The organism is Mesorhizobium sp. M2C.T.Ca.TU.002.02.1.1 (assembly GCF_003997225.1).
Window position 1 is genome coordinate 1 of record NZ_RZTO01000150.1, and the last position, 10014, is coordinate 10014.

Here is a 10014-nt window from a genome sequence, read left to right on the forward strand (position 1 = left end):
CCAAAACCAAGCCTCGCATGAGGGCTCGGCGCCTCCTGTCAAAATCTCCTGACACGAACTTCTCAAACGCTTCAATCACATAAAACAAAACCCCGCCGAAATTCGACGGGGTTTGTCAGCAGTCTGAACCCGCCTTGCGGCGGGCTTGAAGACATCGCGTAACCCGACGGCCGGGTTCAGGCGGCGCTGCGGGTTTCCTGCAGAATGCCGACGATGTCGTTGACGACTGCTTCGACCAGTTGCGGATCGTCGCCCTCGGCCATGACGCGGATGAGCGGCTCGGTGCCGGAGGGCCGGATGACGAGTCGGCCGGACGTGCCGAGCCGGTTGCGTCCTTCCTCGATCGCCGCCTTGACCGGCGCTTCCTCCAGCGGCTTGCCGCCGGAGATGCGGACATTCTTCAGAAGCTGCGGCACCGGCTCGAACTTCTTCGACAATTCGCTGACCGGGCGGTTCTGCCGCTTGATGCAGGCCAGCACCTGCAAGGCCGACACCAGGCCATCGCCGGTGGTCGAGAAATCGGAAAGCACGATGTGGCCCGACTGCTCGCCGCCGACATTCAAGCCATGCGCGCGCATATGCTCGACCACATAGCGGTCGCCGACCTTGGTGCGATGGAGCTGCAGCTTCATGTCGCCGAGGAAACGTTCCAGGCCGAGATTGGACATCACCGTGGAGACGACGCCGCCGCCGGCCAGCCGCCCGCTCTGGTGCCAGGATTCGGCGATCAGCGCCATGATCTGGTCGCCGTCGACGATCGCTCCGTTCTCATCGACGATGACGACACGGTCGGCATCGCCGTCGAGCGCGATGCCGATGTCGGCGCGCACCTCGTGCACCTTCTTCTGCAGGCCGGCCGGATGGGTCGAGCCGCACTCCTTGTTGATGTTGAAGCCGTTCGGCTCGACATTGATCGCCACCACCTCGGCGCCGAGTTCCCACAGCGCTTCGGGCGCCACCTTGTAGGACGCGCCGTTCGCGCAGTCGACGACGATCCTCAGGCCCGAAAGCGACATCGAGCGCGGCAGCGTGCGCTTGGCGAATTCGATATAGCGGTCATGCACGCCGTCGACGCGCTTGGCGCGGCCGAGCCCGTCGGAATCGGCGAGCGCCAGCTCGATGTCCTTGTCGAGCATGCTCTCGATGCGCTCCTCGATCTCGTCGGAAAGCTTGTAGCCGTCGGGACCGAACAGCTTGATGCCGTTGTCGTAATAAGGATTGTGCGAGGCCGAGATCATCACGCCGATGTCGGCGCGCAGCGAGCGCACCAGCATGGCGACGGCGGGCGTCGGGATCGGGCCGAGCAGGAAGACATCCATGCCGGCGGCGCACAGGCCGGCCACCATGGCGTTCTCGATCATGTAGCCGGAAAGCCGCGTGTCCTTGCCGAGCACGACGCGGTGACGATGATTGCCGCGCTGGAACGAAAGTCCGGCGGCCATGCCGACGCGCATTGCGACCTCGGCCGTCATCGGAAATTTGTTGGCGCGTCCGCGAATACCGTCCGTGCCGAAATATTGACCTGCCATGTGCCTTACAGTCCCCGTCGGTTTTCAGCGGCCCGTATTGCCACAATTGGGCCGCATCCGATCATCAAATTTCGTGATTATATATTACCAATCCTTAGAAAATCATTGTCGCAGGCGGTGCAAGTGATTCGACAGCCTACCACCACCTTCGACTTGGCGGCGCTACACCTGCCCGCGCAAGCCTTTTCGGCGCCTTGTCCACCGGCAAACCTTGGACGGCGGCGACCCTGCAAGCAATTCATCACCTTATCGGGAGCAACACACTTTGTGACGGGCCTCGCGCCGGAAGCATCTGGCGCAACCGGACATTGAGAGCTATTGATTTGGCATAGGGACACCTATTGGCGGCAGCAAGGGAGAAAACGCCATGCTTATTCATAGACTTGCAGCTTTGACGGGTCTCGCCGTCGCAACCTTGTTCATGGCGGCGCCGGCCAGCGCGCTGACCATGGCCGAGTGCAGCACCAAGTATAACGCGGCCAAGGATGCTGGAACGCTCGCCGGCCAAACCTGGAACCAGTTCCGCAAGGCGCAGTGCGGCAGCGATGCTTCCGCAGCGACCGACACCAAGGCGGCGACCGATACGAAGGCGGCCGACACCAAGACGACCAAGAAGGCAAAGACGGCCGCCGCTGCCGACGACACGGCCAAGGGTCTGAGCTCCAAGGAGTGCAGCGCCAAGTACCAGGCTGCAAAATCCGCCGGCACGCTCAACGGCATGAAGTGGAACGACTTCCGCAAGGCCGAGTGCGGTCCTGGCGCAACCGCCGCGGCCGCCGCCGCCCCGGCCGCCACGACCAAGACCTCGACCGCCGCTGCCGATGGCGGCAAGGGCCTGACCATGGCCGAATGCAGCACCAAGTACCAGGCCGCGAAGACCGCCAACAAGCTGAACGGCATGAAGTGGAACGACTTCCGCAAGGCCGAGTGCGGCGCCAATGCTGCCGACGACGACACCGTGCCGGCTCCAACGGAAGCCACCTACACCAGCGAGCCGGCAAAGCCGAGCGTGGCGGCGCCGAAGGGCGTGAGCTTCCCGAAGGCGATTTCGCCGAAATTCGCCAACGAAACCCCGGCCAAGGGCCGCATGCATACCTGCCTCGAGCAGTACTATGCCAACAAGGATGCCAACACGCTGAACGGTCTCAAGTGGATCCAGAAAGGCGGCGGCTTCTATAGCCTCTGCAACGCCAAGCTGAAGAGCTGATCGCCTAACTATTCGAAGAGAAAAGGCCCGCGCATCGCAAGATGCGCGGGCCTTTTGTTGTGGGCGAGACGCCAGCAGCCTTGCTCGCATCTGAATATGACGGTCACTGCCGGCATCATCGATCCGCCCACATTGCCACCGCCAGGCCTGTCGGTAGTTTGCAAAGATTCCTATTGAACATACAGGGAACAAACAGTATACAAAAAGACATCAAGCTATTATCAATCGGGAGGGTCTCAATGTTCAATTTGAAATTGGCGGCGTTGGCTGTGACGGCACTGGTCGCTTGGAGCGCCTCACCTGCAAGCGCATTGACGATGAAGGAATGCGGCGAAACCTATCGAGCGGCCAAGGAAGATGGCACTCTGAACGGCATGGACTGGGCCGCTTTCCGCAAGGAGAAGTGCGCGACGTCCGCCGCGGAGAGTGTCAGCGCGGATCCGGTCACATCCGCTGGGCAGCAGAAAACGGAAACCAGCGCGGCGGTCGCCCCCACTGTAGCGCCGGCCGGCGTGACATTCCCGACCACCCTCGCCGCCGAGTTCAAGACCGAAAAGCCCGCGAAGGCCCGGATGAAGACCTGCCTGCAGGGTTACCACGACAACAAGGAGGCGGGTACGTTGAACGGCCTTCGCTGGATCCAGAAGAGCGGCGGTTATTACAGCCTCTGCAATGCCAGGCTGAAGAGCTGAACCGCTTAGCCTCTTTCAGACAAAAAGCCCGCGCATCGCGAGATGCGCGGGCTTTTTGTTGTAGCTCGATAGGGGAGCGCGGCCGCCGACGCTGCCAATCTCCCCCCTTGTGGGGGAGATGTCCGGCAGGACAGAGGGGGGCGCGAAGGAACGCGGCCTTGCGTCCGTATGGGGCCGCTTCCGCAAAAAGGTGGAAAGATTGCTCGGCGAAAGCCTGGGATTGCTTGCTGTCCAAGCGACGCGCCCGCGCGAGGTCACGATAGACACGCCGGAGGGACAGCGCCCCTCTCTGCCCTGCCGGGCATCTCCCCCACGAGGGGGGAGATTGGCCGCCACACCGGCTTTCGCCAATCACCAACCTCCCAAACAAAAAACGCCGCGGTCACCCGCGGCGTTTCCTTGTCTCTAGGCAAACCCTCAGCTTGACGGCTGCGGCTCCATGCCGCCTTCGGGCTCGGGGCCCTTCTTGCGGCGGCCGCCCGTGCCGGCCTTCGGCACGGCCGAGCCGCGGCTGGGCGGCGTGTCGTCGCCGAGATCTCTGGCGGGCTTGTGCCCGGCGATCAGCTGCTTGATCTCGTCGCCCGACAGCGTCTCGTATTCGAGCAGCCCTTCGGCAAGCGCGATCCAGTCCTTCTTCTTCTTGGTCAGCACCGACTTCGCGGTCGAATAGGCGTCGTCGATCAGCCGCCGCACCTCGGCGTCGATGATCTGCGCCGTCTCTTCCGAGATGTTCTGCTGGCGCGCCACCGAATGGCCGAGGAAGACTTCTTCCTGGTTGTCGCCATAGGCGACATGGCCGAGCTTGTCGGAGAAGCCCCAGCGCGTGACCATGGCCCGCGCCAGCTTGGTCGCCTGCTCGATGTCGGAGGAGGCGCCCGACGTGATGTTCTCCTTGCCGAACTTGAATTCCTCGGCGACGCGGCCGCCCATCATGATCGCCAGCCTGGAGATCATGTATTTGTAGCTCATCGAATAGCGGTCGCCTTCGGGCAACTGCATGACCATGCCGAGCGCGCGGCCGCGCGGGATGATGGTCGCCTTGTGCAGCGGATCGGCCGTCGGCACGTTGAGCGCCAGGATGGCGTGGCCGGCCTCGTGATAGGCGGTCAGCTCCTTCTCGGCCTGCGTCATCGCCGACGAGCGGCGCTCGGCGCCCATCATGATCTTGTCCTTGGCGTCCTCGAACTCGGCCATGGTGACGAGCCGCTTGTTGCGGCGCGCCGCCATCAGCGCGGATTCGTTGACCAGGTTCATCAGGTCGGCGCCGGAGAAGCCTGGCGTGCCGCGCGCGATGACCTTGAGGTCGACATTGGGCGCCAGCGGCACGTTGCGCACATGCACCTTGAGGATCTTCTCGCGGCCGACGATGTCGGGGTTCGGCACCACGACCTGGCGGTCGAAACGGCCGGGCCTGAGCAGCGCCGGGTCGAGCACGTCGGGCCGGTTGGTGGCGGCGATCAGGATGATCGACTCGTTGGACTCGAAACCGTCCATCTCGACCAGCAGCTGGTTCAGCGTCTGCTCGCGCTCGTCATTGCCGCCGCCGAGGCCGGCGCCGCGATGGCGGCCGACCGCGTCGATTTCGTCGATGAAGATGATGCAGGGCGCGTTCTTCTTGGCCTGGTCGAACATGTCGCGCACGCGGCTCGCGCCGACGCCGACGAACATCTCGACGAAGTCCGAGCCGGAGATGGTGAAGAACGGCACGTTGGCCTCACCCGCGACCGAGCGGGCGAGCAGCGTCTTGCCGGTGCCGGGCGGACCGACCAGGAGCACGCCGCGCGGGATCTTGCCGCCGAGGCGCTGGAACTTCTGCGGATCGCGCAGGAACTCGACGATCTCCTCGAGGTCTTCCTTGGCCTCGTCGACGCCGGCGACGTCCTGGAAGGTGACGCGGCCATGCGCCTCGGTGAGCAGCTTGGCCTTCGACTTGCCGAAGCCCATGGCGCGACCGGAGCCGGACTGCATCTGGCGCATGAAGAATATCCACACGCCGAGGATCAGGATCATCGGCAGCCACGAGATCAAGTATCCGAACAGCGAATTGGAGCCGTCGGTCTCAGGCTTGGCGGTGATGGTGACGTTCTTGTCCTGCAGCCTGGAGACCAGCGACGGGTCGCCTGGCGAATAGGTCTGGAAGCCGTTGGCGTTGTCCGTGTAATTGCCGAAGATGCGGGCGCCGGCGATGGTCACGCTCTTGACCCGGCCGGAAGCGACATCCTGCAGGAACTGCGAATAGGCGATATCCGTCGTGGCACCGCGCGTCTGAGGCGTCTGGAACAGATTGAACAGGGCGATGAGCAGGACGGCTATGATCGCCCAGAGCGCGAGGTTGCGATAATTCGGATTCATCTATTGTCCCGTTGGGGCCCGCATACGGACCCGCGATGATGGAGAAGCTTGGGCCTAACATAGGGAGAGCGCCTCCCCTTGCCAAGCAGAACAGCATGTATCGGTTAAGCTTTCGCCCACCCTCGGCCACCATCATGGCCGAGGAATGGCGGCGCCGGCAAAGGCGGCGCGCCGACAAGCGCCGCGATGGCGGCGGCGGGCTTAAGATCGAAGGACGGCAGGAAGCGGGCGAAAGGGGCCACCACCGGAACCGCCAGCGAGCCGGCATCGCCACCAGTAACATCAAGGCACACGCCACCGCGCCACAGCGCCGGCTCCATGGCCAGCGCCGCGCGTGAGAGGCTTTGCGGAACATCCTCGCTCAAGGACGCTTGCCTGGCGGCGGCGAACCCCAGCGGCGCGATCACCAAGTCGCCCGGCCTGTCTTTCAAAGTGATGCGTTCTTTCAAAGTGATGCGTCGCCGATTGTCCCAAAGCTGGTTATCCGACGGCGGCAGGGCAGCGGGCAGGTTGCGGTTCTCGCGGCGGAGGAAAATGCCGGTTCGCCGCGCATCGACCACCGTCCGCGACAATGTGGCGCAAAGCGACCCCAACCGCAGGCGCGAAAGCAACGCAGCGCAGCGCGCCTCATCGGCGAGGAACGACACACCGCCGACGGTGGCCAAAAGGATGCGCAACGCATAGATGGCCGCTTCGCCATCCTCCTGCCCGGCGAAATCGCGATCGAGGCGGATGAGGCCCGGACCTGGTCTGTCGGCAAGCGCGGCGACAAGCACGGCGGCGCGGCGACCGATATCCTGGCGCGCGAAAGCCGCCTGGCGCGACCGCGCCAGCGCTTCCGCGATGCGCCGTTCGCCTTCGCCCTGCACGAGCTTCGCCCGCACGCGCGGTCGCTCGAAGCGGATATCGATATTGGTCGGGTCCTCGATCCAGCCGACATTGCGGGCCCGCAGCATGTCGCGCAGCGCCGCGCGCCTTGTGCCGAGCAGCGGCCGGACGATCCATGTCCGCCAGTCGTGCAGCGTGGCGGGCGCCATGCCGGCGAGGCCGCGGCCGTCATCGTCGCGCGCCTGGCGCATCAGCACCGTCTCCGCCTGGTCGTCGGCGGTGTGGCCGGTCAGGATCAGTTTGATGCCTTCGGCATCGGCTGCTTGCGCCAGCAGCCCGTAACGGGCCTCGCGCGCCGCCGCGGGCAGACCGCTCGCAGGCTTGTCGCCGCGCCAGGCCAGAATGCGATGCGCGATGCCGCGCTCGGCGCAGAAATCGGCGACCTGCCGCGCCTCGACGCTCGAATCCGGCCTCAAGCCATGATCGATCGTCACCGCGAGCAGCCTGGCGCCCGATGCGGCCCGGTCGAGGTGATCCTTGAGGAGGAGGAGAAGGGCGGTCGAGTCGCTGCCGCCGGATACGGCTGCAACGGCGCCGCTCGAAAAGTCCAGGTCTGAGAAAAGGCGGTCTGAGAGGTCAGCTTTGGTATCGGGCGTCAGCACGCCGCCAACGCCTTTTCCTGCTTGATGCGCTCCTTGAGCGTGCCGGAAACGTCGGGATAGCGCTTGCCGATCTCGTTGAAGGTGGCGCAGGCCACGTCGTTCTGCTTCAGGCCGACCAGCGAAACGCCGAGCTTGAGCAGCATGTCGGGCGCCTTCTTGGCCTTCGGATAGTCCTTGCTGGCGGCGAGGAAGACTTCGGCCGCGTCACGGTATTTCTGCTGACCGAGCAGCGACTCGCCCAGCCAGTAATGCGCGTCCGCCGCCTTGGCGTCCTTGGGGAAGCGCGAAATATGATCGCGAAAACCCTGCTCGGCGGTCGGGTAGTCGCCCGACAGGATGAACTGGTAGGAATTGCGATAGAGTTCGTCGGGATTGTCGGTCGACGGCAGGGCCGCGACTTCGGTGCCGCCGGCCTTGTTCTTCCTGGCCGGCGTTTCGGCGGAAGGAGCGTTTGCCGTGGCCGCGGGAGCTTGCGTCGGCGCGCTGGCCTGCGAACCGGTCTCGGCATTGACCACGTTGCCGTTCTTGTCGACGGTGATGGTGCCGAAATTCTTCGGCGGCGCGCCGGTGATCAGCTTGCCGGGATCGCCGGTCTGCGATTCCACGATCACGTCGCCGACGGTCTTGCCCCCGCCATCTTGCCCACCGGTGTCGGCCGGCGCCTGCGTCGCCGGTGCCTGGGCGACGCTGTTGTCGGTTCCGGCGTCGCCCGTGCCGGAATCCCCGGTACCGGCATCGCCGAGATTGGTGTTGCCGCCGTTGCGGTTCCCGTCCTGGGGCGCGGCCTCCGACTTCTTCTGCCCGGCCGGCTTGGCGCCGCCTTGCGCACCGCCCTCGAGCTGCTGGAAGCGGAACTCGTTGTCTTCCTGCTGCTTTCGGATCTGTTCCTGCATTTGCAGGATCTGGAAATTCATCTCCTCGATCTTGCCGTTCAACTGGCGCAGCTGGTCTTCCAGACCGGTCATGCCACCGCTGTTGTCCTGCGCGATCTGCGCCGGTTCCGGCTTCTTCTTGTCGCCGAAGATGCCGAGTGTCGGCAGATGGAAGGTGAAGCCACTGTCGGAGGCCTGCCCGGCGCCGTTGGCCGACGCGGCAAGGCTTGGGAGGCTTGATACGAGCAGCAGCGCAAGCGTGCCGCTCAGGACCGTTCTGAAATGCATTCTGTCTCTCGCGGTGGGTGTTGGCCTGATGCGCCTTTCCAAATCAAAACAGGGGGAGCAAGCGCCCTCGCGCTCATAGCAGGACGCGAGACTTCGGCCAAATTTTGTTTCGAGGTGTCGCAAATGAAAAAGGCGGCCCTGAGGCCGCCTTTGATTCTTGCGATGTTGTATTTTTGCCGCCTGCGCGTCGCGCCAAGCGGCGGCCGCGGGACTGGCCTTAGGAGCCGGCGCCGGAAAGCGTGGTGACGGCGCGGCGGTTCTGCGACCAGCAGGAGATGTCGTCGCAGACCGCGACCGGACGTTCCTTGCCGTAAGAGATCGTCTTCAGGCGGCTGGCGGAGACGCCCTTGGAGACCAGGAAGTCGCGCGTGGCGGCGGCGCGGCGGGCACCCAGCGCCAGATTGTACTCACGCGTGCCGCGCTCGTCGGCATGGCCTTCGATGACGATCGCGTACTGGCGATACTGATTGAGCCACTGCGCCTGACGCGACAACGTGGTCTGCGCATCGGCGCGGATCGACGAGGAATCGGTGTCGAAGAAGATGCGGTCGCCGATGTTGACGGTGAAATCCTGAGCCGAACCCGGCGTCGCGGCGCCGGCGCCGTTGAGGCCGAGATCCGCCGCGCTGTTCGGGGTCTTCTTCGAGGCGCAACCGGTGATGGCGAGAGCCGCCACCAGCGCAATCATCGCCGGGTTTCTGGTAAGTGCTGCGATACGGCCCATGCCGCCTCTCCTTCGCATATGAGTGATTTCGTTGATCACCCAGTAACCACGTTTGGGTTAACCGGCATTCAAGAAACACGGTTAATTTTTGGTTTCGGCCGCCGTCCTCGGCCGTTACGCATCCACGCATTTACCAAGATCGACAATGCCCGCGGACCGTAGGCGGAAATACGGCCAAAACGCGACCAAGCCGTGGAAAAGGGGAATTGGGGAACTGGAGAATTGAAGAACTGGAGAAAGGGGTCACTTGAGCGACCCTCTGAGATTCACCAGCATTCCGTAGATCTGGTTGTAGGATCGTAACCACTCGTCAAGCTGTGTCTTCGAGATGTACTCAAGGTCGAACGCGTAGGAGATCCATGTCTCGACTTCGCTGCACGACCCCATAGCCATTGAAATGAAGCGAGCGAATTCAGCTTTGGAATGAGGCTGCTTGGCAAAGCCCTCAGCCAAATTGGCGCAGACGGCCTTGCTGGAGCGGCGCAACTGATCGGCTAGCGCGTATTGCTCGATCTTCGGAAAGGCCAGCGTGGCTTTGTGAATTTCAAGAGAAACTGGATAGGCTCGCTTGTAGACCTCCAGCTCCCTTGCACGTCCAACGTAGCGTCCCTGCCTCTCCATTTTCTTCAGTTCTTCAATTCTTCAGTTCCCCAGTTCCCCAATTCATCAGTTCTTCAATTCCTCTTCTTCCCGCCCCTCACTCCAGCAACGGCGACCAAGCCGGGTCCGAAGCATAGTTCGCCGTCGGAATCTGCTGCTCGTTGCGGCCGGTCAGATCGACCGAAACCAGCTTCGGGCCGCCGGCGGAGTCGCGGAAGAACATCAAGACGCGGCCGTTGGGCGCCCAGGTCGGGCCCTCC

Annotated in this window: 8 protein-coding genes and 1 pseudogene; 2 read left to right on the plus strand and 7 right to left on the minus strand. The window is 63.7% G+C overall.

Going from position 1 to position 10014, the window contains the following annotated elements; translation table 11 throughout:
• Nucleotides 1–176 precede the first annotated feature (176 nt).
• Nucleotides 177–1529 (minus strand): phosphoglucosamine mutase, encoded by a 1353-nt coding sequence (gene glmM / locus EOD07_RS10815; protein WP_127235431.1) that lies wholly within the window; start codon nucleotides 1527–1529, stop codon nucleotides 177–179.
• Nucleotides 1530–1896: 367 nt separating this feature from the next.
• Here glmM and EOD07_RS10820 point away from each other — a divergent pair, with 367 nt between their 5' ends.
• Nucleotides 1897–2736, plus strand: coding sequence for a hypothetical protein (locus tag EOD07_RS10820; RefSeq protein ID WP_127235432.1), 840 nt, complete (start codon nucleotides 1897–1899; stop codon nucleotides 2734–2736).
• Nucleotides 2737–2975: 239 nt separating this feature from the next.
• On the plus strand, nucleotides 2976–3428 hold the full coding sequence (locus EOD07_RS10825; RefSeq protein ID WP_127235433.1) for a hypothetical protein: 453 nt from the start codon (nucleotides 2976–2978) through the stop codon (nucleotides 3426–3428).
• A 417-nt stretch (nucleotides 3429–3845) separates the two neighbouring features.
• Here the strand turns inward: EOD07_RS10825 and ftsH are convergent, their stop codons facing one another.
• The 6 genes and pseudogenes from ftsH to EOD07_RS10855 form a co-directional block, all read right to left on the minus strand.
• Nucleotides 3846–5780 carry an ATP-dependent zinc metalloprotease FtsH gene (ftsH, locus tag EOD07_RS10830; RefSeq protein ID WP_040991702.1) on the minus strand — a complete coding sequence of 645 codons (1935 nt, stop codon included), beginning with the start codon at nucleotides 5778–5780 and terminating at the stop codon, nucleotides 3846–3848.
• A 104-nt stretch (nucleotides 5781–5884) separates the two neighbouring features.
• Nucleotides 5885–7270: a tRNA lysidine(34) synthetase TilS gene (tilS, locus tag EOD07_RS10835; protein ID WP_245470031.1), complete on the minus strand. Its 1386-nt coding sequence runs from the start codon at nucleotides 7268–7270 to the stop codon at nucleotides 5885–5887.
• The gene (gene ybgF / locus EOD07_RS10840) at nucleotides 7264–8430 is read right to left on the minus strand and encodes a tol-pal system protein YbgF (RefSeq protein ID WP_127235434.1); all 1167 of its coding nucleotides are present in this window, start codon (nucleotides 8428–8430) and stop codon (nucleotides 7264–7266) included. Before ybgF ends, tilS begins: the two co-directional genes overlap by 7 nt.
• A 217-nt stretch (nucleotides 8431–8647) precedes the next feature.
• Nucleotides 8648–9154 carry a peptidoglycan-associated lipoprotein Pal gene (gene pal, locus EOD07_RS10845; RefSeq protein WP_040991697.1) on the minus strand — a complete coding sequence of 169 codons (507 nt, stop codon included), beginning with the start codon at nucleotides 9152–9154 and terminating at the stop codon, nucleotides 8648–8650.
• A gap of 243 nt (nucleotides 9155–9397) precedes the next feature.
• Entirely contained in the window at nucleotides 9398–9775 is a 378-nt protein-coding gene (locus tag EOD07_RS10850; protein ID WP_127235435.1) for a four helix bundle protein, read from the minus strand.
• A gap of 76 nt (nucleotides 9776–9851) precedes the next feature.
• A pseudogene (locus EOD07_RS10855) lies at nucleotides 9852–10014 on the minus strand (PD40 domain-containing protein); the annotation flags it as partial.

Excerpts from the sequence above, each read along its gene's own strand:
- glmM (WP_127235431.1), bottom strand. The coding sequence starts at position 1,529 with ATGGCAGGTCAATATTTCGGCACGGACGGTATTCGCGGACGCGCCAAC.
- EOD07_RS10820 (WP_127235432.1), top strand. The coding sequence starts at position 1,897 with ATGCTTATTCATAGACTTGCAGCTTTGACGGGTCTCGCCGTCGCAACC.
- EOD07_RS10825 (WP_127235433.1), top strand. The coding sequence starts at position 2,976 with ATGTTCAATTTGAAATTGGCGGCGTTGGCTGTGACGGCACTGGTCGCT.
- ftsH (WP_040991702.1), bottom strand. The coding sequence starts at position 5,780 with ATGAATCCGAATTATCGCAACCTCGCGCTCTGGGCGATCATAGCCGTC.
- ybgF (WP_127235434.1), bottom strand. The coding sequence starts at position 8,430 with ATGCATTTCAGAACGGTCCTGAGCGGCACGCTTGCGCTGCTGCTCGTA.
- pal (WP_040991697.1), bottom strand. The coding sequence starts at position 9,154 with ATGGGCCGTATCGCAGCACTTACCAGAAACCCGGCGATGATTGCGCTG.
- EOD07_RS10850 (WP_127235435.1), bottom strand. The coding sequence starts at position 9,775 with ATGGAGAGGCAGGGACGCTACGTTGGACGTGCAAGGGAGCTGGAGGTC.